Raw genomic sequence first — 25,664 nt, 5'->3', positions numbered from 1 at the left:
TGTGACATGGCGGGCTGACCGTTATTCCGCGATAATCTTGACCTTGTCGCCCGGCGCGATGTTTGCGCCGGTGGGCAGGGCATTGATCAGTTTGAACAGGTCCAGCTTGCGGTCCGTGCCCATCATGCGAGCCGCAAGCGTGGTGATGGTATCGCCGGGCTTGACGGTGACGACGCGAACGCGCAACGGCTTCAGCGACGCAGCCTCGTCCGGCGTCATATGCCGGAAGCTGGCCCTGAGCACATTCGCCGTCTGATCGAGCTGGGCGATATTGCCCTTTGGCACGGCCGTCAGGAAGCGGAAGATCTGCGTGCGGTCGCGGATCACGGTCACATCAAAATCCCAACGGTCGGCGGAAGCGCGCGCGGTTGCGGCGGGCATGCCGTTGACGGTGATCGACTTGATCGACGAGGGATCGAGGCCCGTCACCCAGCCGCTGGAAATATAATTCGTCAGGTTCTGGTTCGCCGTGTCGGCAACGCCGTCGAAGCGGATGGCGATGTCGCCGGGTCCGGTCGCCATCACGGCCTCGACCTTGTTGTCGATGCGGAAGTCGGGCGGCACGTCGAAGCGGATTCCAAGGCCGCCATGCAGGAAGGTCTGGCCGCGTACATAGCCTTCCTCGGGGCTGTCGCCATAGAGCAGGCCGTCGATGCCGTTCAGATAATAGTCGCGGCCGGTGTCGCCGACCTTGCCTTCCTCGCCGAATTCACGCGCATGCGCCTTGGCGAGGTCGATGCGCTGCGGCGTGCTCGGATGGCTCGAAAGGAAGTCCAGGCTCTGGTCCACGTCGGAGTTGGCCGACATGAAGCGGCTGTAGTCCTCCATGGCATTCAGGAAGCGGGCGGCGGCATAGGGATCGTAGCCGGCCTGGCCAAGCGTGCGGATGCCGATTTCGTCGGCCTGCAATTCCTGCTGGCGCGAGAAGGCGGCAAGGCGCAGCTTGCCGCGGGCGAGCGCCTGCTTGCCGGCCAGATCGCTCGACAGGACCTCCGCGACGACGCGGCTGGCGATGACCTCGGCCTCCTCGCGCTTCTGCCGTTCGATGCCGTGGTTGGCGGTGACGTGGGCCATTTCGTGCGACAGCACGGCGGCCACTTCCGAAGCATCGTTGGCAAGCGCCAGTAGGCCGCGCGTCACATAGAGATAGCCGCCCGGCAGCGCGAAGGCGTTGATCGAGGGCGAATTGAGAATGGTGATGCGGTACGATTGCTGCGGATTTTCCGACACGCTGGTCAGGGCGCCGGCGATGCGGGCAACCAGCCGCTCGGTCTTGGCATCCTTGTATTCGCCGCCGTAGCTCGCAAGGATGCGCGGATGCTCGCGGGCACCCATCTGTGCACGCGGATCGTTCTTCTGCACCTCGGAGACGATTTGCGGGTTGGCGGAAGGCGAAACGCTCGGCTGATAGGATTGGTCCAGCACCGTCTGGCAGCTGTCCAATATGATCGCGGCGGCAAGGAGAGGGACAAGGCGGCGCAAATAGGCTGCGACGGTCGCACTTTTCCTTCGTTCTGCTCGCTGGCTCTGCTTCAGTACCTGTATCCTACTCATTTCGCTGCCATGCCGGCTCGGCGCCATATCCGGTTGATCGTTACCGGGCCGATCATTGTCGTGCGCCGATAAAGGTTGCTTCCACCCCCATCGATCCGCATCTACCCGGACGGTCTCCACCCCTTGCTGTAGCCGATTTGGGCACCGGTTGCATAGCGAGACTCCGTTTAAATGTGGCAGCGTTGTATTTTAGCAAGCATTTCCCAGGACTTTCAGCCGCCCGTCGCGACGAAATTAAGGCAAAGCCGGCGCCAAGATGCCGCGTCGCATTCAATGCTGCAAAAATGTGGTCAGGGCCGGAATGCCGTCTGTCTTCAGGAAGGTTTCGACGGGGGCTGCGAGCCTGATCGTACCGCCATCGATGAAGACGGCATGATCGGCAAGCCGCCGTACCTCGGCCGGATCGTGCGAGACGATCAGCACGGTATTGCCGGTCTCGCGATGGAGGGTTTTCAGAAGTTCGACCATGCCGGAGCGCAGGCCGGGATCGAGCGCCGCGAAGGGTTCGTCCAGCAGCAGGATGGGCTTGTCGCGCACCAGCGCGCGGGCGAAGGCGGCACGCTGCCGTTCGCCGCCGGAGAGCGTGCCCGGCTTGCGCTTTTCGAAACCGGGCAGGCCGACGCGCGCGAGTGCTTCGGAAACCCTTTGACGGTCCTGCGCGGAGAGCTTCAACGAGGGGCTGATGCCAAGGCCTATGTTGGTGAACAGATCGAGATGGGCAAAGAGATTGTTGTCCTGAAAGACGAGGGACACCGGCCGTTCGGCGGGGTGCAGGCCTGTCACGTCCTGTCCCGCCAGCAGCACCCGGCCGCGATCGGGCTGCTCGAAACCGGCCAGCAAATTGAGGAAGGTCGATTTGCCCGCTCCCGACGGTCCGGCGACGGCGATGATCCTGCCCTGCGGCAATGCGCAGTCAAAGCGGAAATCATGCGTGCCGAGGCGCAGCTCGACGCCGGCCATGGCGATGCCTTGTTCCTTCATGTCGTCGCGGTCAGTCATTTCGCCTGCTTTCATGGTCGCCCGTGCCCTGGCCCGCTGTCCCGGCAATGGTGAGGAGGAGGCAGACCAGGCCGAGGATCAAGGCATATCCATCGGCGTCGTTCGTGCGGTAGCTGCCGAGCTTGCTGTAGACCAGCCAGGGCAAGGTCATCAGGCTGCTGGAGCCGAAGAGCGCCACGGCGCCGAGATCGCCGAGCGAAAGGGCCATGGCAAAGGATAGGGCCGTGAAGAACGGTTTGCGCAGACCCGGCCAATCGATCAGGCGAAGGCGAGACATCCCGCGAAGGCCGAGGCTGGCCGCCAGCCGCCCGGTGCGACTGACATGGACGGCGTAGGCCGGCTCGACGACGCGGATGACGAAGGGAAGCGCCATCAGCGCATTGACGATCACGATGAGGACGGCTGCGAATTCGCCGGGATCGCCCAGCGGCCGAAGCGCCAGGAACCAACCGGTTGCCAGCACGATCGGCGGGACGAGCAGGATGAGGGACGAGCTTCCACTCAACGCGATCGCCAGACCGCGCAAGCTGATTGTCTTGCGGCGATCCGCCGATATCACCGATCGGGCGCGAATAATCGCCAAGGATGTCAGGACAGCGAGAAGCCCGGCGGCGAAGGCGATGGCAAGGCTCGTGACGGCCGCCTGCAGGAAAATCGGCTGGATAGCCAGCTTCGGAAGGTTCGCCTCCAGGCCGGCAACGACGACCGAAGCGAGCGGCAGGCCGAGAAAGAGCGCCGCCGCCGACAGCAGCGCGGCATCGACCCATCGGGCTGCCGGCATCTGCCCGTCGATGCGTCGCAGTGTGCGGCCACTCGTCAGGCCGTGATCGTCGGGCGAGCGGAACAGCGTCATGGCGCCGAGGATCGCGACCGTGACGACGATCTGCAGCAGCGACAGCATCACGGCGCGGGCGGGATCGAAATCGAAGCGGAGCGCCTGATAGATTGCCACTTCAAGCGTGGTCGCAGCCGGACCGCCGCCGAGAATCAAGACCAGCGTGAAACTGGTGGCGCAGAGCATGAAGATCAGGCCGGCAATGCCGGGAATGAGGCCCCGCAAGACAGGCCATTCGATGAAACGGAAGACCGAGATGGGCCGCATGCCGAGCCCGCCGGCCACAAGCCAGTATTCCGCCGGCACGCGCTCCAGCCCGGCCAGCATCAGCCGGCAGGCGAGGGGCATGTTGAAGAAGACGTGCGCCAGCAGGATGCCGGTAAGGCCATAGATGCTGACGGGTTGTGACAGGCCGATCGCGGCAAGCGCCAGATTGAGCAGCCCCTGCCGGCCCCATATGCCGAGCAGGCCGAGCGCGCCGATCAGCACCGGCAGGCCCATCGGCACGGCCATCAGCCGGATGAGCCATAGCCGGCCGGGGAAACGCGGCTGACGTGCCAATGCGCGGGCCACCGGTATGGCAAGCACGACGGAGAGCAGCGTCGAAAGCGTCGCCTGCAGCAGCGTGAAACGCAGGACGCGCAGCAGGTAGGGATCCGCCAGCGTGGTTTCGCCGCCGGACTCGATGCCGGCGGCAAGCAGGACGAGCACGGCAACCCCGACGAAGAGCACGATGCCGGCGAGGCTGAACGCCCCGCCGGAAATGGCGCGTCTTCTTTCGGATGCCGTCAGCATGGTCAGGACGTCAGTTGCCGCTGGTGGCGGTCAGCCATTCATCGATCCAGGCCTTGCGGTTCTTGTCGACGTCGGCGGGGCTCATCAGAAAGGTCTTCGTCGGCACGACGAGCTTGCTGAAAGCATCCGGCAGCGGCTCGGAGGTTGCCGAGACCGGCATCATCCAGTTGCTGGTGGGGATGATGTCCTGGAAGCCGGGAGAGACCATGAACTTCAGGAAATCGCGGGCGAGCTCCTTGTCCGGCGAGGCCTTGATGAGGCCGGCGACCTCGATCTGGATGTAATGTCCTTCCGAGAAGGCGGCGGCCTGGTAGCGGTCGGTCTTGTCCTCGATCATGTGATAGGCCGGCGACGTCGTGTAGGAGAGCACCATCGGCGCTTCGCCCTTGGTGAAAAGGTCGTAGGCTTCCGACCAGCCGGGGGTTACCGTCAGGATACGGCCCTTGAGTTTCGTCCAGGCATCGGCCGCCTTGTCGCCATAGATCGACTTGACCCAGAGCAGCAGGCCGAGTCCCGGTGTCGAGGTGCGCGGATCCTCGATGACGATTTTCTGCGAGGGATCGCCCTCGACGAGATCCTTCATGCTCTTAGGCGGATTCTTGACCGTCTGGCTGTCGTAGATGACGGCGAAATGGCCGTAGTCGTAGGGCACGAAGACGTCGTCCTTGAAATCGCCGGGAACCTTGAGGGCCGACGTGTCGACGCCGCTCACATCGAAGAGGCCGGTATCCTTGGCCTCGTCGACAAGATTGGTGTCGAGGCCGAGAACGATGTCGGCCTTGGTGCCCGCACCCTCCAGCTTGAGGCGGGAGAGCAGCGCCACGCCGTCGGTGACGCTGACGTAATTGACCGTGCAGCCGCAGGTCTTTTCGAAGGCGGCCTTGACCTTGGCGCCCGGACCCCAATCGGCGGTAAAGCTCTCGTAGGTGTAGATGGTCAGGGTCTTGTCGGCCGCTGCAGCAGGCTGCATGGCGAAAAAGGTCGTTCCGGCGGCAAGGGCCAGGCCGGCGAAGAATGACAATAGCGAACGGTCTTGCATGACGGCGCCTCCTTTTTGGTTTCGTCTTGAAGGGGAAAAGGGCGCTATGATTTCGTCACGCGTCTAATCCCTCCGCCGGTGTTAGCCGGATCAGGTTCCGCGGGTTGGCCGGTCAAAGCCTCTCAGCCAGATGTCCGGTAGGACATAAGGCACCCCGTTAGAGCGTCGGCAGATTTAGCCTTGTGACGAAGGGATGACAAGGGAAATGATTCCCTTGTCGATTGCAGGCGGGAGGGCGCTACTCGGCGGCGTGCGCGGCGGCCGGGCTTTCGAATTTCTTCGTTGCGCCGGGAAGCTGCACATTCTTCAGCGTCAGCGCCGTCAGAAGGCCGAGCAGGCAGATGCCAGCGGCTGTCATGAACAGCGGGCTGAAAGCGCTGGCATAGGCGTTGGCGACGGCTTCTCGGGTCGCCTCCGGCAATGCGGCCATCATCTTCGGAGTCAGTTCCTCGATGTCGGAGACGCCGGCTATGGAGACGCCGACATTGCCGAGCTTGGCGGCGATGATGGCGCCATAGATGGAGATGGCGATGGAGGCGCCGCCCATGCGCGACAGCGTGACGGCGCCGGTCGCGGCGCCGACGTCGCGGGCCGAGGCCGCATTCTGCACGCCGATGACCGGAACCTGCTGTGCCAGGCCGATGCCGATGCCGTGCAGGAGCATCAGGCCGCCGATGAAGACGATGGGCGTGCCCGCGTGGACGAAGGCGAGCGAGGCAAATGCGATGGTGCTGCAGGCGGCGCTGGCGACGGCGAAGGGCTTGTAGCGCCCTTTTGCCGCGATCAGCCGGCCGGCGGACAGCGAGCCGCAGACGAGGCCACCGGTCAGCAGAATGAACAGCAGCCCGGCCATCGAAGGCGAGAGGCCGGTCGTCGTCTGCAGGAAGAGCGCGAAATAGTTGACCATGCCGATGGCAACCGCGCCGCTGGTGATCGAGATGACCAGCAGCAGGCCGAATGTCGGATTGCGGAACAGCGTCATCGGCACGATCGGTTCCGGCGCACGACGCTCGATGAAGACCCAGGTCACGGCGCAGATCACGCCAAAGGCGATGATGCCGAGGCATTGCGGCGACAGCAGCGATCCGAAGAGCTCGGTGCCGTCGGCGGCAAGTACGATGCTCGTCGTCGTCAAGGCAAGGACGATGGCGCCGGCGTAATCGATCTTCGGGCGGCGGGCCGGCTTGCGATAGGGAAGCATGAAGGCGAGGCCGGCGAGCACGACGAAGCCGATCGGCACGTTGACGAGGAAGATCGAACGCCAGCCGAACAGATCGCTCATGGTGCCGCCGAGTACGGGGCCGATGGCGCCGGAAGCCATCAGCACCAGGCTCGAATAGCTCTGGTAGCGGGCGCGCTCGCGGGGCTCGAAAAGGTCGGCGTTGACGGCGAAGATCGATACCATGATACCGCCGCCGCCGAAGCCCTGCAGCACGCGGGCGGCAATCAGCGTATTCATCGACACGGCAAGGCCGCAGACGGCGGAGCCGATGGTGAAGATGGCGATTGCCGTCATCATCACATATTTGCGGCCGAAGAGATCGCCGAGCTTGCCGTAGACAGGCATGACGGCGGAGAGCGAGAGAAGATAGGCGGATCCGATCCAGCCGAAGCGCTCCAGATGCCCGAACTCGCCGACGATCGTCGGAAGCGCCGTCGATACGATCTGGTTGTCGAGTGTCGCCATGAACATGGCAGTCATCAGAAACAGGAAGAGGATAAGCCGCCGTTTATGATCCGCCACGAGCGGCGCGAACGTTGTCTGCATGTCCATGGAGCAAGAAATCCGAGCTTGGCCGAAACGCTGCGCGGTCGATCGAATGCGCGGGGCGCCCCGGTTTTCATACTTGAGATATATGTGCCATTAGCATATAATTGTCAATGACAAGTGAATGCTGTTTGCATGTTTTATTTCCTTTCTCCCTCTGATATGGTGGAAAGATGACATCCGCGACGAATACACGAGAAGTTGAAGCCCAGCCGCCGACCGAAGACGAGAATCTTCTGCGCATCGGCCATGCGATGACGCGCATGCGCCTGCTGACCGGGCGGCGCATGATTGGCAGGCTCGCCATCCAGAGCGTTGCGCCCGGGCTTGAGCTTTCGCATCTCGACGTGCTCGATGTGGTGAGGCAGGCGGAGGCGACGGGCGAGGTCACCGTCGGGACGATCGCCGAGATGGTCCGCATCGATCCGTCGCGGGCAAGCCGCATCGTTGCCGACATGGTGGCCCGTGGCGTCCTGCGCCGCAAGGCGTCGCAGGCGGATGCGCGGCGTATCGTCGTGGTGCTCACCGCCCTCGGCCAGAGGCTGCTGTCGGAAATCCAGGCGCAGAAATATTCCGTCATCGGCAGCATCTTTGCCGATTGGACGCCGGAGGAAATCGAAAGCTTCTCGCTGCTGTTCGACCGATACGTCACCGGCTACGAGCAGGTTTTCCAGGCGCGCCTCAAGGAAACGGACGACTGAGCGCCCGGCACGGTCGTTCTTGCGTATGGCGCTCTTCCCTAGGGACATGACTTTGCGCTATGGGCTTGGCCCATGAGCCAGTCCACCACCTTCACCATCCTGCTCGGCGGCGAGCTTCGCCTGACGGAGCGATTGCGCGCCGCTGTTGCCGGCAGCCGCTTCATCGCAGCCGATGGCGGCATGCGCCATGCGGTCGCTCTCGGGGTGGAGCCCGAACTCTGGGTCGGCGATTTCGATTCCACGCCCGCCGATCTGCAGGACGCCTTTCCGGATGTTCCGAAACAGCCCTATCCGGCGGCAAAGGCCGCGACGGATGGCGAGATTGCCGTTTCCGAGGCGATCCAGCGCGGCGCCGTCAGGCTCATCCTCGTGGGCGCCATGGGCGGCGAGCGGTCCGATCATGCGATCCAGCACCTGCTTTATGGCGTTCATCTGGCCGAAAAAGGCCTCGACGTGTTGCTGACATCCGGCGACGAGGAGGCCGTGCCGCTTCCGCCGGGCGATCTCACGCTCGCACTGCCGGCCGGCTCGCTGTTTTCGGTCCTTGGCTTCAGCGATCTGACGGGCCTTTTCATCGAGAATGCCCGATATCCCTTGCGTGATTTTCATTTGCCCTTCGGCGCATCGCGCACCATTTCCAACGTGGCGGAAGGCGATGTGCGTTTTTCGCTCGGCAGCGGCAGGGCGATCGTTCTTGCCCGCCCTTATGACCTTACCGGAGTCTGATCTTGGCCCCTCCCATTCTGAAACTCGACGACATCTTCCTGAGCTTTGGCGGTGCGCCATTGCTCGCCGGTGCCGGTCTGCAGGTGGAGCCGGGCGACAAGATCTGCCTTGTCGGCCGCAACGGGTCGGGCAAATCGACGCTCTTGAAGATCGCCGCCGGCCTCGTCGAGGCGCAGTCGGGCGAAGTGTTCCGCCATCCGTCCTCGACCGTGCGCTATCTCGAACAGGCGCCGGATTTCGCGGGCTATAAGACGGTCGCAGCTTATGCGGAATCCGGCCTTGGCCCAGGCGACGACCCTTACCGGGTAACTTACCTGCTGTCCCATCTCGGCCTGACCGGCGAAGAAGACCCGAACAATCTTTCGGGCGGCGAGGCCCGTCGTGCCGCACTTGCGCGCGTTCTGGCGCCGGAGCCGGATATCCTGCTGCTCGACGAACCCACGAACCATCTGGACCTGCCGACCATCGAGTGGCTGGAAGGCGAGCTGCAGAAGAGCCGCAGCGCGCTGGTGCTCATCTCGCACGACCGCCGCTTTCTGGAGAAAGTCTCGACCGCGACCGTCTGGCTCGACCGAGGCACCTCGCGCCGGCTTGACCGGGGTTTCGCTTATTTCGAAGCCTGGCGCGATCAGGTGCTCGAGGCCGAAGAGCTGGAACAGCACAAGCTCGGCAAGCAGATCGAGCGCGAGGAGCACTGGCTGCGCTATGGCGTGACGGCGCGGCGCAAGCGCAACATGCGCCGGCTCGGCGAACTGCAGGACATGCGGTCCCGTTATCGCGGCCACAAAGGAGCCCTGGGCACCGTGCAGGCGGCTGCGTCCGATGCGCAGGAAAGCGGCAAGCTGGTGATCGAGGCGGACAAGATCACCAAGGCCTATGACGACCGCGTCATCGTCGCGCCGTTCTCGATCCGCGTGCATCGCGGCGATTGCATCGGTCTCGTCGGCCCGAACGGCGCGGGCAAGACCACGCTGCTGAAGATGCTGACCGGCCAGCTGGAGCCGGACAGCGGCACGGTGAAGCTCGGCACCAATCTGGAAATCGCGACACTCGACCAGAAGCGCGAGGAGCTGAACCCGGAAGATACGCTCGCCAACTATCTGACCGACGGTCGCGGCGAGAACCTGCTCGTCAACGGCGAGCAGCGGCATGTGACCGGCTACATGAAGGAATTCCTGTTCCAGCCGGAGCAGGCGCGTACGCCGATCAAGAATCTCTCCGGCGGCGAGCGTGCCCGTCTGATGCTGGCGCGTATCCTGTCGCGGCCGACCAATCTCCTGATCCTCGACGAGCCGACCAACGATCTCGACATCGAGACGCTGGACCTGCTGCAGGAAATCGTCTCCGGCTTTGCCGGCACGGTCATCCTCGTCAGCCACGACCGCGATTTCCTCGACCGCACCGTGACCTCGACGATCGCGCCCGCCAATCCGGAAGATCCGGATGGGCGCTGGATCGAATATGCCGGCGGCTATTCCGATATGCTCGCCCAGCGCAAGGGCGCCATAGAGGAGCGCAAGCGGGCGGAAAAGGCGGCCGAGAAGCCAAAGTCGGCCGAAGCCGCGGCTTCCGGCGGCGATGGCATGAAGGGCAAGGGCAAGCTTTCCTACAAGCAGAAATTCGCTCTCGAGAACCTGCCGAAGGAAATGGCCAAGGCCGAAGCCGAGATTGCCGCCCGCGAGAAGAAGATGGCCGATCCGAACCTGTTCTCCAAGGATCCCGCGACGTTCAACCGTCTTGCGGCGGAGATGGAAAAGCTGCGGGAGAGCCTTGTGGGCATGGAAGAGGAGTGGCTCGAGCTCGAAATGCTGCGCGAGGAGCTGGAGGGCTGAGAGCCCTTGCGCTTCATCCTGATAGCCTCCTTCTCTGCAAGGAAAAACAAGCGGTTGCGGGCACTATCGCTTCATTGCCTGTTGTCGAATTCGATAAACCGTTTATACATGAGCGCGTGGTGCCGGCCCTGAGGCCGGATGATACCCGGGTTGAAGAGACCTGTGGCGCATGTTGGGAAAGTCCGAAGTGACCTGATAGCATTGCGCCAAGTGGCGACAGGTCCTTCGCGGAAAGTTGCAGGCAAATTTCGTGAGCGCTTACCGTGATGACGGCGCTTCTTGCCGTACGCGGTTTTTCGAGGGGGGCTTCATGCCGATGCTGCCGCGTGCCGTTTTGTTCATCTGTCTTACTACCGCTTTTTCGAGTGCTCAGGCCTTGGCGCAGAGCGCTCCGCCGGCCCCACCCGTCACCGTCGCCAAGCCGGTCGTCCGCGAGGTCGTCGACAGCGACGAATTCATCGGGCGCTTCCAGGCGGTCGATGAGGTCTCCGTGCGCTCAAGGGTCGGCGGCTATCTGCAGGAGGTCCATTTCAAGGACGGATCGATGGTCAAGCAGGGCGACCTGCTTTTCGTCATCGACCAGCGGCCCTTCATCACCACGCTGAACGAATCGACGGCGGCGCTGGAAGTGGCGAAATCGTCGCTCACGCTTGCCGATGCGCAGTTCAAGCGCGCCGAATCTCTGGCGACGACGGGCAGCCAGTCGGCATCGACGCTTGACGATCGCCGCCGCGATCTGATTTCCGCCCAGGCAAATGTGCGGGGTGCGCAGGCGACCGTCGACCGCGCCAATCTCGACATGGATTTCACCAGGATCACCGCGCCGCTCAGTGGCCGCATCGACCGCCGGCTGATCTCGGTCGGCAATCTCGTGCAGGCCGACCAGACGGTGCTGACGACCATCGTCTCGCTCGATCCCATCGATTTCTACTTCGATGTCGACGAACGCCGCCTGCTGTCCTATGCCGACGAGGCGCGCAAGAACGGCAGCGCCCTGCAGCAGGGTGGCGGCGGACTTGACGTGGCCGTGACGATTGCCGATTCGCGGCAGAAGCCGTTCAAGGGCAAGCTCGACTTTGCCGAAAACCGCGTCGACAACGAAACGGGCACGATCCGCGTCCGCGCCAGGTTTCCGAACCCCGATCTCGTTCTTCAGCCCGGCCTGTTCGGGCGCATCCAGGTGCAGGGATCCAACAGCTACAAGGCGATCCTGGTGCCCGATGAAGCCATCGGCTCGGATCAGAACCAGCGTGTGGTCTATACGGTCGACACCGCGGGCAACGTTACGCCCAAATCCGTGCGTCTCGGGCCGAAACTCTATGGCTATCGCGTCATCCGCGACGGCATGACCGGCGACGAGACGGTCGTCGTCAACGGGCTGATGCGTATCCGTCCGGGCGTCAAGGTGACGCCGCAGCTGATCGAGCTGCCGCAACAGGCGACGGATGACGAGCCGCCGGCCCAGGCCGATGCACAGGGGACGAGCCAATGAGGTTTTCCCACTTCTTCGTCGACCGGCCGATTTTCGCGTCGGTCCTGTCCATCATATTGCTGATCGTCGGCGGCATCGCCTATTTCCAGCTGCCGGTGGCGCAATATCCCGAAGTCGCGCCCCCCACGATCGTGGTGCGCACGTCCTATCCGGGCGCCGACGCGCAGACCATCGCCGACACGGTGGCGACGCCGATCGAGCAGGAAGTCAACGGCGTCGAGGACATGCTCTACATGTCCTCCTATTCCAGCGCCGACGGCTCGATGGCCCTGACGATCACCTTCAAGCTCGGCACCGATCTCGACAAGGCGCAGGTGCTGGTGCAGAACCGCGTCGCCATCGCCGAGCCACGCCTGCCCGACGATGTCCGCCGCATCGGCATCACCACGGTCAAGAGCTCGCCCGACCTGATGATGGTCGTGCATCTTCTGTCGCCGAACAATCGCTACGACCAGCTCTACATCTCCAATTACGCCCGCACGCGAATCCGCGACATTCTCGTCCGCCTCGACGGCGTCGGCGATGTGCAGCTCTTCGGCGAGCGGCAATATTCGCTGCGCATCTGGCTCGATCCGCAAAAGCTTGCCGCCTACGGCATGACCGCCGGCGACATCGTTCAGGCGCTGCGGGACCAGAACGTGCAGGTCTCCGGCGGCACGATCGGCGGGCCACCCGTTTCGGGCACGAATGCCTTCCAATACACGGTGACGACGCAAGGGCGTTTTTCCGATGCGCGGCAATTCCGCTACGTCATCGTCAAGGCGACGGACAACGGCCGTCTCGTGCAATTGCAGGATGTCGCCCGCATCGAGCTCGGCGCGCAGGACTATGTCACCAACAGCTATCTGAACGGCAACCCGGCGGTCGCGCTCGGCGTCTTCGCGCGGCCCGGCACAAACGCGCTTGCCGCCGCCGCCGATATCCAGAAGACCATGCAGGATCTGGCGCAGGATTTTCCGCAGGGTCTCGAATATCGCATCATCTACAACCCGACCGAGTTCATCTCCGAATCGATCACCGAGGTCTACAAGACGATCTTCGAGGCGGCGGTACTGGTTGCCATCGTCGTGCTGGTCTTCCTGCAATCGTGGCGGACGGCGATCATCCCGATCATCGCCATCCCGGTTTCGCTGATCGGCACCTTCGCTTTCCTGCTGGCCTTCGGCTTCTCGCTGAACATGCTGACACTGTTCGGCCTGGTGCTGGCCATCGGCATCGTCGTCGATGATGCGATCGTGGTGGTGGAGAATGTCGAGCGCAATCTCGCGCTCGGCATGACGCCGAAGGAGGCGTCGCATGTAACGATGAACGAGGTGGGCACGGCCGTCCTGGCGATTTCGCTGGTGCTCATCGCCGTGTTCGTGCCGACCGCCTTCATTCCGGGCATTTCCGGGCAGTTCTACAAGCAGTTCGCCGTGACGATTTCGGTCGCGACGGCGATTTCCTGTCTGAACTCGCTGACACTGTCGCCGGCGATTGCCGCGATCGTGCTGCGCCCGCACAGCCACGAGAAATCCAACAACGTCTTCGCCCGCTTCGGCCGGGCCCTGGGTGACGGGTTCAATCGTGGTTTCGAGCGCATGAGCGGCGGCTATTCCTGGATCGTGCGGCACCTCGTCACCACCTGGACGGCTCTCGCCTGCGCGCTTCTCGTTTTTGCCGCGCTGCTGGCCGGCACCTGGTACATGGGCAGGATCGTGCCGCAGGGCTTCGTTCCCACAATGGACCAGGGCTATGCCATCGTCGTCGTCCAGCTGCCTGACGGGGCCTCGCTCGCGCGCACGAATGCCGTCATACAGAGGGCGACCGAGATCATCGACAAGACGCCGGGCATCGCGAATGCGGTCGCCTTCGCCGGCTTCAACGGTGCGACCTTTACCAATGCCTCGAACTCCGGCGTCATCTTCACGCCGTTCAAGCCTTTCGAGGAGCGGCTTAAAACCGGCGATACGGCCACCAAGATCATCGGGTCGCTCTATGGCGGCCTCCAGGGCATTCAGGAGGCCTTCATCATCGCCATTCCGCCGCCCTCGATCCGTGGCGTCGGCAATTCGGGCGGCTTCAAGATGCAGATCATGGACCGCGAAAATCCGGACATGCGCCGCATCCTGCCGCTTGCCTACCAACTGATGGGGGCCGCCGCGCAGAACAAGGGCGTCAGCGGTGTCTTCACGACATTCTCCGCCAACAGCCCGCAATATTTCCTGGCCATCGACCGCGACAAGGCGCGTGCGCTCAACGTGCCGATTCCGAATATCTTCGAGACGCTGTCGATCAACCTCGGCACGTCATACGTCAACGATTTCAATGCTTTCGGTCGCGTCTACCAGGTGAGGGCGCAGGCCGACCAGCAATATCGCATGGAGCGGGAGGATATTCTGGCGCTGAAGGTGCGTTCGGCGACCGGGGCCCTGGTGCCGCTCGGCACTCTGGTCGATATCCGGGACACGACCGGACCGGCGCTCGTGCAGCGCTACAACATGTATGTCTCGGTTCCCGTCCAGGGCAATCCGGGGCCGGGTGTCTCCACCGGTACGGCTCTCGACGTCATGGAGGGCCTGACAAAGAACCTGCTGCCTTCGGGCACGACGTTCGAATGGACGGAACTGGCCTATCAGGAGAAGCATACCGGCAATACGGCGATCTATATTTTCGCCCTGTCGGTCATCTTCGTCTTCCTGGCGCTGTCGGCGCAGTATGAAAGCTGGATCCTGCCGCTTGCCATCATCCTCATCGTGCCGCTGGCGGTTCTGGCGGCGTTGATCGGCGTGCATTTGAGGGGGATGGACAACAACATCCTGACGCAGATCGGCCTGATCGTGCTGATCGGCCTTGCGGCCAAGAACGCGATCCTGATCGTGGAGTTCGCCCGGCAGGCGCAGCTCGAAGGAAAAAGCGCGGTGGAAGCGGCGATCGAGGCCAGCCACCTGCGCCTGCGCCCGATCCTGATGACGGCTTTCGCCTTCATCTTCGGCGTCGTGCCGCTGATGATCGCCACCGGTCCGGGCGCGGAAATGCGTCAGTCGCTCGGCACGGCCGTCTTCTCCGGCATGCTCGGCGTGACGCTGTTCGGCCTGTTCCTGACGCCCGTCTTCTATGTCGTCCTGCGCCGGCGGCGCCAGAAGGTGGAGGCCGCCACACAGGAGCCTTCGGCTACCGACGCGGCGGCGCAATGATATCGGCTAGAGCAATTCCAGGAAAAGCGCATCGCGGTTTTGCGTCCGGAATTGCGTGAAAACAAAGGGATAGAGAGTTTTCGCGATTCGAAGAAAAGCGGAAAAGCTCTAAGGCGGCCGAGCGTTTCACGGGAATCGCTCGGCCGCGCCATTTTTCCGCTTTTCCGCAATCAAGGACGGAAATCCGCCAATCGTTCAGAGATGCGGATTGCGCGGTCGGTATTTCCTGACCAGCTGCTGGTTGATTTCCTTGGCGCCCGGCATGTTGGCGCTGAGATAGACCGGCGGATCGCCATCCTTGCAGAGCTCGGCGGCGACATCGGCGAATATGGCATTGAGCACCGTCGTTCCGACGGCCGTCGATGCCGGGCCGACCTTCAAGCCGGTGCGCGGCAGGTCGATCATGGCGTCGCCCGGCGGCAGGCCGTTATCCAGCACGATATCGGCGATATCGGCGAGCTTCCTGCGTCCGTTGGCAATGGCGGCAGAATAGGCAAGCGACGTGATGGCGATGACCGTGGCGCCGATTTCCCGGCCATAGTCCGCCGCTTCGAGCGGAGCGGCGTTGACGCCGGAGTTGGAGGCGATGATCAGCACGTCGCCCGGCTGCATGCCGTAGCGCTCGAAGATCGGGCGGATGAGCCCCTCGGTGCGCTCGTAGACCGAGCTGATGACGGCGCCCTCGTGCAGCATGGCGGATCCCACAAGCACCGGAATGGTGAAGGCAAGGCCGCCGGCGCGATAATGCACCTCTTCCGCCAGCATATGCGAATGGCCGGTGCCGAAGACGTAGACGCGGCGGTCGCCGCGCGCGGCCGCGCAGATGGCTTCCGAAGCCCTGGCCATGGGCTCGGCAAGCGCTTCGCGCAGGGTTTCCAGCCGGCCGATGAGGGCGGAGAAATAGCTGTCCGTGACTGCGGTCATGCCGCGCTTCCTCGCTTGCTGTGTCAGGCCGAAGGCTGGCCGGAGATCCAGGTTTCGGTGACTTCGATGCCGTCGTTGATGTGAACGAGATCGGCACGGGTTCCCGGCGTCAGGTGACCGCGATCGGCAAGCCGCAGGAAGCGGGCGGGATAGGAGGTCGCCATGCGCAGGGCTTCGGCCAGCGGCAACTCAAGGAAATTGACGCCATAGCGGATCGTGGAGATCATATCGACATCCGAGCCCGCGAGCGTGCCGTCGTCCAGCGTCAGCTTGGAGCAATAGCCGCCCTTGGTGCGATAGACCGTGCGGCCATTCAGCGTGAAGCTCGGAAGGTCGGTGCCGACGAGCGACATGGCATCCGTGACGAAGAAAAGCCGGCCCTCGCCGCGCTTGGCGCGCAGCGCGATCCGCAGTGCCGTCGGCTCGACGTGATGGCCATCGGCGATGATGCCGCACCAGGCGGCGGGATGGTCGATCGCCGCGCCGACGAGGCCGGGCGCGCGATGGCCCATCTGGCTCATGGCGTTGAAAAGGTGGGTTACCCCGCGCGCGCCGGCATCGAAACGCGCATTCGCGGCTTCGGTGGTGGAGTCGCTGTGGCCGAGGCTGATGATGACGCCACCTTCGCTCAGCGCCTGCACCTGGCGCTCGGTGACCTGTTCTGCCGCCATGGTGATCAACAAGGTGCCGATCGCCTCGCGAGCGCGAATGAAGGTCTTGACGTCGCTGTCTTCGACCGGACGCATCAGCTCGGCGAGGTGCGCGCCCTTGCGGGCCGGCGCCAGATGCGGGCCTTCCAGATGCAGGCCGATGACGCCGCGATTGGTCTTCACGGCCTCGACCGCCGCTTCGATCGCCGCCATTGTCGCTGCAGCGACATCGGTAATCAGCGTCGGCAGCACCGATGTCGTGCCGTAGGGGCGGTGCCCGGCGGCAATCATGTACATGGAGTCGGGCGATGGTTCGTCGTTCAGCATGCGGCCGCCGCCGCCGTTCACCTGGGCATCGATGAAGCCGGGGGCCAGGACGCCGCCGTTCAGGCGGATGGTCTCGGCATTGTCGGGCACATCGTTGGCGCCGGTGATGGCATGGATGCGGCCGTTGCCGACCACAAGCGCGCTGTCTTCATGAAAACGGTCGCCGTCGAAGATGCGGGCGCCGGTAAAGACCTTGTAGTCCATCACATGGTCTCCGTTACCTTGAGAAGGTTAGCCGGCTTGTCCGGGTCGAAGCCCTTGCGACGCGTCACCGATTCGATGAGGCGATAGTAGCATAGCAGCGACACCAGCGGATCGAGCAGGCCGTTGCCGGTGGTCGGCATGCGCAGATTGATGCCTGCGAGCGGCGCGGTCGAGAAGGAGACGGCGGTTGCGCCGAGCTTCTGCAGGCGCTCGAGGGCCTGCGCGTTGTTGGCGAAGGCGGCATCGTCGGGCGAGAATGCCACGATCGGGAAGCCCGGCTGCACGAGGCGCATCGGGCCGTGCATGAGTTCGGCCAGCGAGAAGGCTTCGGCGTGCAGGCCGGCGGTTTCCTTGGCCTTCAGCGCCGCTTCGAGCGCGATGGCGAAGGCGGGGCCGCGGCCGCCGGTATAGAGCGAGGACGCATTGAAGAGCACGTCTTCGGCAGCCTTGCCATCGATGCCCGAGGTCGCGGCAAGCGCCTCCGGCAGCTTTGCAAGGCCATCGACGAGCGCCTTGTCCTGAGAAATCGCCGCGGTGACGCCGGCCAGCGCTGCAACCGAGGCGATGAAGGATTTCGTCGCGGCGACGCTCTGTTCCTTGCCGGCGTTGAGGCCGAGCACGATGTCCGCTTCCTTGGCAAGCGGGCTGTCGGTGACGTTGACGACGGCGATCGTGGTTGCGCCGCCTTTCTTGGCAGCGGCCTGCAGCGCGATGATGTCAGGGCTGCCGCCGGATTGTGACACCGTGAAGTGGATACCGTCCTTCAGATGGAGGGGCGCACCGTAGACCGAGGCGATCGATGGGCCGACGGAGGCGACCGGGATGCCGCAGGATATCTCGAAGAGATATTTGAAGAAGGTGGCGGCATGGTCGGACGAGCCGCGCGCTGCGGTCGTTATCAGCGACGGACGGCCCGAGGAGAAGAGCTTCGCGATCTCGGCGAAGGCGGGCTTTTCCTTTTCAAGCAGCGTCGCAACCACCTCAGGCGATTGGCCGGCCTCCGTCAGCATCAGGGACTGGGTCTTGCTCATAGGTCATCTCCAATTCTCAATTCGGCAACGAAATCATAGGCATCGCCGCGATAGTGCGAGCGGGTATATTCAACGACGCGCTGGTCTGCGAGGCGAGAGACGCGCTCGATCAGAAGCGCCGGCGCTCCGGCCTTGACGGTCAGGATCGATGCGGATGTCGGGTCCAGCGTCACGGCCGTCAGTCTTTGCTGGGCGCGCACGGGCTTGAAGCCGTTGGCCGCCAGCGCATCGTAGAGCGATCCTTGGGATACGGCATCCTCGCCGAGGAACTTGACGGGCACGACGGCGCGCTCGATGGCGAGCGGCTGGCCGTCGGCAAGGCGCAGTCGGTCGAGCCGCAGGACGGGTTCATCGACGCTGAGGCCGAGGAGGAAGGATTCTTCCGGGGCCGGGGCGCTGACGGTGCGCGACAGGATGCGCGCCGCCGGCTCGCGGCCGCGCGAGCGCATGTCGGCCGAAAAGGAGGAGAGGCGCCAGAGCGGCTGCTCGATGCGTTCGACATGCTGCGAGACGAAGGTGCCGCTGCCATGGCGGGCCTCGATGACGCCCGAAGCCAGCAGGTCGCGATAGGCGGTTCGCACGGTGACGCGACCGATCTGCAGGGCTCCGGCAAGATCCCGCTCGCCCGGCAGAGCCGTGCCCGACTTCAGCAGCCCTTCCTGGACGAGACCTGTCAGCGCCTGTGCCAGGCGCTTGTAGAGCGGCCCGCTCCCGGTCCCGTCGCCAAGGCCGCGATTGTTCAATTCGGCGATCAAACTGGTTCTATCCATGAGTGTTATATAGAACCTATTTAGAACCAATTCACAAGGTGAATCTGCCTGCATGGCTGAAAAAGAATCGGCCGGGCGCTACGAACGCCCGGCCGAGTTTCAGAAGAGCGGACATGCCCGGCTCAGTTCTTGGTGAAGATATAATCCGTTTCCTGCCGCAATACCTCGCCCGGGCGGAGCACGGCATTGGGAAAGCCTTCATGGTTGATGGCGTCGGGCCAGACCTGCGTTTCCAGGCAGAAGCCGGCGAACGGGCCGATCTTGCGGCCGTCATGGCCGGGAACCGGCACGTTGAGCTTGAAGCCGGTGTAGAACTGCACGCCGGGCTCGGTGGTGCGCACTTCCAGCGACACGCCGGAATTGACGCTGCGGGCGAGCACGACGGAGCGTTTGGCGCTGCGTTCGCCGGAGAGGCAGAAATTGTGGTCGTAGAGAGCCTGCTCGCCGCCCTCGAAGCGCTTCATCGGCGTCATCTCGCGGAAATCGAACACCGTGCCGTCGACCGAGCGGATCTCGCCCGTCGGCACCTGCTTGTCATCCGTCGGCGTATAATGGTCGGCGGCGATCATGATGTCGTGGCCGAGGGCATCGTCACGGCCGTCGAGGTTGAAATAGGCATGCTGGCAGACATTGGCGAGCGTCGGCTGGTCGGTGGTCGATTCGTAGGTCACCGTCAGTTCGCCGTTGCCATGCACCCGATAGGTCGCGTGGATGGTGCAGTTGCCCGGATAGCCGGCTCGGCCGTCGGGGTCGACGATCTTCAGGACGACGCGGTCGGTATCGTGCTCGACGATGGTCCAGTTGCGCTTGGCGGTGTTGTCCTTGCCGCCGTGCAGATGCGTGACGCCCTTCTCGTTGAGTTCGAGCTGGTATTGCTTGCCGTCCAGCGTGAAACGGCCGCCGCCGATGCGGTTGGCGCAGCGTCCCGGCGTGGCGCCGAAATAGGAGGAATGGAGGGGGTAGTCGGCGAAATCGTCGAAACCGAGCAGAAGCGCCGGCTCGTGGCCGTCAAGCCGGAGATCCTGGATGACTGCGCCCCACGACATGATATGCGCCGTCAGGCCGCCACCGACGATCTTGACGCGATAGACGGTATCGCCATCGGCCGTCGTCCCAAAAACTTCCCGTTGCAAAGTGCTTTCCGTCATATCAGCTCTTCCATGGCTATCGAATATATGTGGCCAGACCCTGCCCCCATTCTCGTCGTTCCGCAACCGGTCCGATGGCGAAATGTCGGGGCATGGGGCTGCTATCGCCCCCAGGCTCTGCCTCATGGTTCATAGACTGCACCAAACGCATGCAATGTGTGCGACAGATAGGGTTAGGGTAAGGTCGGAGGTGCGAATGTTACCGCGAAAATTCCCTTGTCGCCTTTTCCAGCCCGCCGAGCGTCAGGGGATACATGCGGTCGGTCATCAGGCGGCGGATGATCGAGATCGAGGTCGTATAGCCCCAATAGTTCTCCGGCACGGGGTTGATCCAGATGCATTTGCGGAAATGGCCGGTCATGCGGGCGAGCCAGGCTTCGCCCGCTTCCTTGTTCCAGTGCTCCACCGAGCCGCCGGCCTGAGTGATTTCGTAGGGGCTCATCGACGCGTCGCCGACGAAGACGACGCGGTAGTCGGAGCCGAAGGTGCGGATCAGGTCCGTCGTTGCGGTGATGTCGACGCGCCGGCGGCGATTGTCCTTCCACACGCCCTCGTAGAGGCAGTTGTGAAAGTAGAAATATTCCATGTGGCGAAACTCTGATCGGGCGGCGGAAAACAGCTCTTCCACCACGCGGATATGGTCGTCCATCGAGCCGCCGACATCGAAGAACATCAGGAGCTTGACGGCGTTGCGGCGCTCCGGCCGCGTCTGGACATCGAGATAGCCATGCTCGGCGGTGGAGCGGATGGTGCCGGAAAGATCCAGCTCCTCGGCGGCCCCCTCGCGCACCCAGCGGCGCAGGCGCTTCAGCGCTACCTTGATGTTGCGGGTGCCGAGCTCGACGCCGTCGTCGAGATTCTTGAAGTCACGGCGATCCCAGACCTTCACCGCGCGGCGATGGCGCGATGTTTCCTGGCCGATGCGCACGCCTTCCGGATTGTAGCCGTAGGCGCCGAAGGGCGAAGTGCCTGCCGTGCCAATCCATTTCGAGCCGCCCTGATGGCGGCCCTTCTGCTCGGCGAGGCGTTGCCGCAGCGTCTCCATCAGCTTGTCGAAGCCGCCGAGCGCCTCGATCTCTCTTCTTTCCTCTTCGGTCAGATGCCGCTCGGCGAGCTTGCGCAGCCATTCCTCGGGAATGGCGGTCGCCTCGACCGCTTCCGCGTCGGCATTGCCGCCGATCGCCTCGACGCCGCGAAAGTAATCGGCGAAGATCTGATCGAAGCGATCGATGAAGCGCTCGTCCTTGATGAGCGTCGTGCGCGCCAGATAATAGAAGGCCTCGACGTCGTAGTCGGCAATTCCCTCTTCCATCCCCTCGAGCAGCGACAGGAATTCCCGGAGCGTTACCGGCACCTTCGCTTCCTTCAGCTTCAAGAAGAAGGGAATGAACAAGCCTATGCCCTTTCCTGGCCGATCTCCTCCACATCATACGGCGTGGTCTGGTAGATCTCGTTGATCCAGTTGCCGAAGAACAGGTGCGCGTGGCTGCGCCACCGGTTCTGCGGAGCGATTTCCGGGTCGTTGTGCGGGAAGTAGTTGTGCGGCATCTTGATCGGCACGCCCGCATTCACATCCCGGAAATATTCGTCCGCAAGCGAGGTGGAATCATACTCCACATGATTGAACATGTAGAGCCGGTTACAGGCCTGTTCATGCACGAGGCAGACGCCCATTTCGCTCGAATCCATCAGGATCTGCAGGCCGGGCACCTTCTCGATATCGGCGCGCTTCACTTCGGTCCAACGTGAAACCGGCACGGCGAAATCGTCGGAAAAGCCGTTGAGGTAGACGGAGGAGGGTTTCAGGTTCTGGTGGCGATAGACGCCGAACGCCTTTTCCTTCAGCGTATATTTCGGCACCTTGTGGAAGTGGTAGATCGCCGCCATCGCGCCCCAGCAGACGTTGAGCGTCGAATGGACGTTGGTGGTCGTCCATTCGAAGATCTGCTGCATTTCGTCCCAGTAGGTCACGTCCTCGTATTCGAGCAGCTCGATCGGCGCACCGGTGATGATGAAGCCGTCGAACTTGCGGTGCTTCACTTCTTCCCAGGTCTGGTAGAAGGAGAGCAGATGTTCCTCGGAGGTGTTCTTGGCCTTGTGGCCGCCGATGCGTATCAGCGAGAACTCCACCTGCAGCGGCGAGGCGCCGACGAGGCGCGCCATCTGGACCTCGGTCTTGATCTTGTTCGGCATGAGGTTGAGGAGCCCGATCTGAAGGGGGCGGATATCCTGACGGAACGCCACCGTTTCGGTCATCACCCGCACCCCCTCGCTCTGGAGGGTTTCAAACGCGGGCAGCGTATCGGGAATCTTGATGGGCATCGTTTCACTCGACCAAATACAAAAAAACCGGCCGCGATCATGAATCGCTACCGGTCCGCACGCGGCCCTTTAGCGATTTATTTAACGTGGCTGCAAGCCGGCCGGCCAAATCACCACAAGGGGAAATCCATAAACCTGCTGTCCCGGCGGGTCAATGGGCAAGCTTGGAGGCGGATTGGCGGCCGCGTCCTGATGTCGGTTGCGGTTTGCGGAGGTTCAAGATGGGCTTGTGGGTAATTCGGTCCGGAGGCCACCTCGCCCTTCGAGGCCTTGGCTTTTGCGCTTACGCTTAAACCCCAGGCACCTCAGGGTGAGGTGGAGGGAGTATCGCCGCCGGGGGTGAGAAGATCAGTCCTCACCCTGAGGCGCGGAGGCTGAAAGCCGGAGCCTCGAAGGGCGAGGGCGGGTGATATGGTCACTTCATTTTCGCTTGGGAGGGCGCGTGCAGTTCCGTGGATGGAAGATGCGCCGATCGCCGTTATTTGCCCTGCCCCCGCGCCATGAAGGCCAGCCGTTCGAAGAGGTGGACGTCCTGCTCGTTTTTCAGCAGCGCGCCATGCAGCTTCGGCAGTGCGTTCTTGGCATCGGCGCGCAGCGTGGCGGGATCGACGTCGTCGGCGACAAGCAGGCGGATCCAGTCGAGCGCTTCGGAGGTCGAGGGTTTTTTCTTCAGGCCCGGCACGTCGCGGATTTCGAAGAATTGCGTCAGCGCGGCATGCACGAGCGTCTGCTTGATGCCGGGATAGTGCACCTCGACGATGCGGGCGAGCGTCTCCATGTCGGGAAAGCGGATGTAGTGGAAGAAGCAGCGGCGCAGGAAGGCGTCCGGCAGTTCCTTCTCGTTGTTGGACGTGATGATGACGATCGGGCGGACGGCCGCCCGGACGGTCTCGCCGGTTTCGTAGACATGGAATTCCATGCGGTCGAGTTCCTGCAGCAGATCGTTCGGGAACTCGATGTCGGCCTTGTCGATCTCGTCGATCAGCAGCACGCATTTCTGCGCCGAGGTGAAGGCCTGCCAGAGCTTGCCCTGGCGGATGTAGTTGCCGACGTCGTGAACTCTGATGTCTCCGAGCTGGCTGTCGCGCAGGCGCGAAACGGCATCGTATTCGTAAAGGCCCTGCTGCGCCTTCGTCGTCGATTTGACGTTCCATTCGATGAGTTCGAGGCCGAGCGCTGCCGCCACCTGGCGGGCAAGCTCCGTCTTGCCAGTCCCCGGTTCACCCTTTACCAGAAGGGGGCGCTCGAGCCGGATGGCGGCATTGACCGCGACCATCAGATCCTTGTCGGCGATATAATCGGCTGTTCCCTGAAATTGCATCGGAAGGCTTTCTCAATCTTTCAGGTGCAAGCTAATTGCTGACCTTATTCGGTTCAAGGCGTGAAACGTGTATATAGGAACGTGATCGCATCGATCTATTGAAGGATGGACATGAGGGCGGGTCATGATTAACTGACGGACGTGCGTCGCAGGGAAGTGCTGATGGCAGTTGAAACGCAAGCTAAGCCGAATATCCAGGGAAACGAGCAGGTCGGGTACGATTTGAGCCTTTTCTTTCGGCTGAGAATGATGTTCTCCGCTTTCTGGAATTCGCCGGTACGCATCAAGATCATTTCGCTTACCGTCGCGCTTTTCGTGATTATCCTGGTCACCGCCTATGTCCAGGTGCTGCTGAACAACTGGAACGCTCCTTTCTACGATTCGCTGGCACGGCGCGATATCTCCGCCTTCTTCCACCAGCTCGGCGTTTTCGGCATTATCGCCGGCTCGCTTCTGGTCCTCAACGTCATCCAGGCCTGGCTCAATCAGATGACGGCGCTCTACATGCGCGAGGGTCTGGCGAGGGATCTGGTAAACCAATGGCTGCAGGCCAAGCGCGCGCTTCGGCTTGCCTCCTCGGGCCTGATCGGCGTCAATCCCGATCAGCGGCTGCACGAGGATGCCCGCAATCTCGCCGAAAGCACGACAGGTCTTGCCATCGGGCTGGTGCAGGCGACGATCCTGCTGCTCAGCTTCATCGGCGTGCTCTGGGAACTGTCGAGCGGCATGGTGTTCCATTTCAGGGACATGAATTTCTCCGTCCCCGGCTACATGGTCTGGGCCGCGATCCTCTATGCCGGATCTGCCTCGTTCCTCAGCCAGTTCGTCGGCCGCCGTCTCGTCCGGCTGAATGCCGATCGCTATTCGAAGGAAGCCGAGCTGCGCTTCGCATTGATGCATGCCAACGAGCATATGCCGGCGATCACGATTGCCGGCGGCGAAGAGAACGAGCGCCGGCGGATCAATCTCGACATTTCCGCCGTGCTTGGCGTCATCCGTCAGCTTGCCATCGCCAATACCAATCTCACCTGGGTTTCCGCCGGCTACGGCTGGCTGGTGCTCATCATCCCGATCCTCGTCGCCGCCCCCGCCTATTTCTCGGGCGGACTGACCTTCGGTCAGCTGATGGTGGCCGTCGGCGCATTCAACCAGGTCAATTCGGCCTTGCGCTGGTATGTCGCCAATTTCGGCCCGATCGCCGAGTGGCGCGCCACGCTGATGCGCGTCACCGATTTCCGCAAGGCGCTGACGGAGATGGATGACAAGACGCCGATGCCGCATACCCTCGTTTTCGACAGGGCAGCCCCCGGTACCATGGTGTGGACCGACCTGGAGGTATCGACGAAGACCAACGACGACGCGACGGAGAACGGTTTCCGGATCGCCGAGGGCACGGTCACCATCAATGCCGGCGAGCACATCATGATCAACGGCGATCATGGCGTGAACCGGAGATTGCTGTTCGAGGTGCTGGCGCATCAATGGTACAACGGCGCCGGAACGGTCAGCCTGCCGCCGATGGAAGACATGCTGTTCGTGCCGCACACGCCCTATGTGCCGACCGGCACGCTCAGGGAGGCAATCTGTTTCCCGGACGATGGGGACGCCTATGACGATGCCGCCGTTGATGCGGTCATGGACAAGGTGGGCCTCGGCCGTCTGAAGAGCCGTCTCGACACGCAAGCCCGCTGGGACCGGCTGCTGGATACCGAGGAGCAGAAAGCCGTCGGTTTTGCGCATCTGTTGCTGGCGAAGCCGAAATGGATCGTCCTTGACGATGCCTTCGAGGGGCTGGAGGCCGAAGTTCAGGCAAAGGCCTGCGCAATGCTGGCGGAGCTCGCGGATGCGACGATGATCTATATCGGCCGCTCCGATGCCTATATGCACGCCATGTCACCGCGGGTTCTGCATCTGCAGACTTTGGCCCCGCAGGAGCATGGCATCGAGATGGCCGCGCCTTCCGAAACCGCCGATGCGGAACAGAAGGATGAGAAAAAAGCCAACGCGCCGTGACGTGATCGTTAGATCTCGCCGGCGTTGCCCAGGCTCT

General features: G+C 63.0%; 19 protein-coding genes and 2 riboswitches. Of the genes, 6 read left to right on the top strand and 13 right to left on the bottom strand.

Annotated elements, in window-relative coordinates; all coding sequences use genetic code 11:
* Nucleotides 1–21: 21 nt before the first annotated feature.
* The 5 genes from GR212_RS14350 to GR212_RS14330 all read right to left on the bottom strand — a co-directional run bounded on the left by GR212_RS14350 (nt 22) and on the right by GR212_RS14330 (nt 6,996).
* The gene (locus tag GR212_RS14350; RefSeq protein WP_163987238.1) at nt 22–1,554 is read right to left on the bottom strand and encodes a M48 family metalloprotease; all 1,533 of its coding nucleotides are present in this window, start codon (nt 1,552–1,554) and stop codon (nt 22–24) included.
* A 270-nt stretch (nt 1,555–1,824) separates the two neighbouring features.
* A complete protein-coding gene (locus tag GR212_RS14345) occupies nt 1,825–2,553 on the bottom strand; it encodes a thiamine ABC transporter ATP-binding protein (protein WP_163987237.1) in 729 nt (242 codons plus the stop codon).
* Nucleotides 2,546–4,183: a thiamine/thiamine pyrophosphate ABC transporter permease ThiP gene (gene thiP / locus GR212_RS14340; protein WP_163987236.1), complete on the bottom strand. Its 1,638-nt coding sequence runs from the start codon at nt 4,181–4,183 to the stop codon at nt 2,546–2,548. The genes GR212_RS14345 and thiP overlap by 8 nt, the downstream gene beginning before the upstream one ends.
* 10 nt (nt 4,184–4,193) lie before the next feature.
* Nucleotides 4,194–5,153 carry a thiamine ABC transporter substrate binding subunit gene (gene thiB / locus GR212_RS14335; protein ID WP_246725769.1) on the bottom strand — a complete coding sequence of 320 codons (960 nt, stop codon included), beginning with the start codon at nt 5,151–5,153 and terminating at the stop codon, nt 4,194–4,196.
* A 119-nt stretch (nt 5,154–5,272) separates the two neighbouring features.
* A riboswitch (TPP riboswitch) is annotated at nt 5,273–5,389 on the bottom strand.
* Between the two features lie 71 nt (nt 5,390–5,460).
* A complete protein-coding gene (locus GR212_RS14330; RefSeq protein ID WP_163987234.1) occupies nt 5,461–6,996 on the bottom strand; it encodes an MDR family MFS transporter in 1,536 nt (511 codons plus the stop codon).
* A 167-nt stretch (nt 6,997–7,163) separates the two neighbouring features.
* Between GR212_RS14330 and GR212_RS14325 the strand changes: the two genes are divergently transcribed.
* The 5 genes from GR212_RS14325 (at nt 7,164) to GR212_RS14305 (ending at nt 14,917) form a co-directional block, all read left to right on the top strand.
* Nucleotides 7,164–7,691, top strand: coding sequence for a MarR family winged helix-turn-helix transcriptional regulator (locus tag GR212_RS14325; protein WP_163987233.1), 528 nt, complete (start codon nt 7,164–7,166; stop codon nt 7,689–7,691).
* A 72-nt stretch (nt 7,692–7,763) separates the two neighbouring features.
* Nucleotides 7,764–8,417 carry a thiamine diphosphokinase gene (locus GR212_RS14320; protein ID WP_163987232.1) on the top strand — a complete coding sequence of 218 codons (654 nt, stop codon included), beginning with the start codon at nt 7,764–7,766 and terminating at the stop codon, nt 8,415–8,417.
* A 2-nt stretch (nt 8,418–8,419) separates the two neighbouring features.
* Nucleotides 8,420–10,249, top strand: coding sequence for an ABC-F family ATP-binding cassette domain-containing protein (locus GR212_RS14315; RefSeq protein ID WP_163987231.1), 1,830 nt, complete (start codon nt 8,420–8,422; stop codon nt 10,247–10,249).
* A 310-nt stretch (nt 10,250–10,559) separates the two neighbouring features.
* Nucleotides 10,560–11,741, top strand: a complete 1,182-nt coding sequence (locus GR212_RS14310) for an efflux RND transporter periplasmic adaptor subunit (RefSeq protein ID WP_163987230.1) — start codon at nt 10,560–10,562, stop codon at nt 11,739–11,741.
* Nucleotides 11,738–14,917: an efflux RND transporter permease subunit gene (locus GR212_RS14305; protein ID WP_163987229.1), complete on the top strand. Its 3,180-nt coding sequence runs from the start codon at nt 11,738–11,740 to the stop codon at nt 14,915–14,917. The genes GR212_RS14310 and GR212_RS14305 overlap by 4 nt, the downstream gene beginning before the upstream one ends.
* A gap of 195 nt (nt 14,918–15,112) precedes the next feature.
* Here GR212_RS14305 and GR212_RS14300 read toward each other — a convergent pair whose 3' ends face one another.
* The 8 genes from GR212_RS14300 to GR212_RS14265 form a co-directional block, all read right to left on the bottom strand.
* Complete coding sequence (locus GR212_RS14300; RefSeq protein ID WP_163987228.1) at nt 15,113–15,841, bottom strand: SIS domain-containing protein; 729 nt, start codon at nt 15,839–15,841, stop codon at nt 15,113–15,115.
* Nucleotides 15,842–15,864: 23 nt separating this feature from the next.
* A complete protein-coding gene (gene nagA, locus GR212_RS14295) occupies nt 15,865–17,022 on the bottom strand; it encodes an N-acetylglucosamine-6-phosphate deacetylase (protein ID WP_163987227.1) in 1,158 nt (385 codons plus the stop codon).
* Nucleotides 17,022–18,053 (bottom strand): SIS domain-containing protein, encoded by a 1,032-nt coding sequence (locus tag GR212_RS14290; protein ID WP_163987226.1) that lies wholly within the window; start codon nt 18,051–18,053, stop codon nt 17,022–17,024. Before GR212_RS14290 ends, nagA begins: the two co-directional genes overlap by 1 nt.
* Nucleotides 18,050–18,823, bottom strand: coding sequence for a GntR family transcriptional regulator (locus tag GR212_RS14285; protein ID WP_163987225.1), 774 nt, complete (start codon nt 18,821–18,823; stop codon nt 18,050–18,052). Before GR212_RS14285 ends, GR212_RS14290 begins: the two co-directional genes overlap by 4 nt.
* 122 nt (nt 18,824–18,945) lie before the next feature.
* Nucleotides 18,946–19,971: an aldose epimerase family protein gene (locus GR212_RS14280; protein WP_163987224.1), complete on the bottom strand. Its 1,026-nt coding sequence runs from the start codon at nt 19,969–19,971 to the stop codon at nt 18,946–18,948.
* Nucleotides 19,972–20,170: 199 nt separating this feature from the next.
* Complete coding sequence (locus GR212_RS14275; RefSeq protein ID WP_163987223.1) at nt 20,171–21,364, bottom strand: vWA domain-containing protein; 1,194 nt, start codon at nt 21,362–21,364, stop codon at nt 20,171–20,173.
* Between the two features lie 2 nt (nt 21,365–21,366).
* A complete protein-coding gene (gene metA, locus GR212_RS14270; protein WP_163987222.1) occupies nt 21,367–22,293 on the bottom strand; it encodes a homoserine O-acetyltransferase MetA in 927 nt (308 codons plus the stop codon).
* Nucleotides 22,294–22,342: 49 nt separating this feature from the next.
* Nucleotides 22,343–22,420, bottom strand: a riboswitch (SAM riboswitch).
* A 351-nt stretch (nt 22,421–22,771) separates the two neighbouring features.
* Nucleotides 22,772–23,614 (bottom strand): AAA family ATPase, encoded by an 843-nt coding sequence (locus GR212_RS14265; RefSeq protein ID WP_163987221.1) that lies wholly within the window; start codon nt 23,612–23,614, stop codon nt 22,772–22,774.
* Between the two features lie 162 nt (nt 23,615–23,776).
* Here GR212_RS14265 and GR212_RS14260 point away from each other — a divergent pair, with 162 nt between their 5' ends.
* Nucleotides 23,777–25,627 (top strand): ABC transporter ATP-binding protein/permease, encoded by a 1,851-nt coding sequence (locus GR212_RS14260; RefSeq protein ID WP_163987220.1) that lies wholly within the window; start codon nt 23,777–23,779, stop codon nt 25,625–25,627.
* The last annotated feature ends 37 nt before the right edge of the window (nt 25,628–25,664 follow it).

Origin of the sequence: Martinezella lusitana (assembly GCF_010668395.1) — a bacterium.
Classification (GTDB): domain Bacteria; phylum Pseudomonadota; class Alphaproteobacteria; order Rhizobiales; family Rhizobiaceae; genus Rhizobium; species Rhizobium lusitanum_A.
The sequence above is the reverse complement of the archived record's forward strand: the minus strand, read 5'-3'. Positions and strand labels throughout refer to the sequence as shown.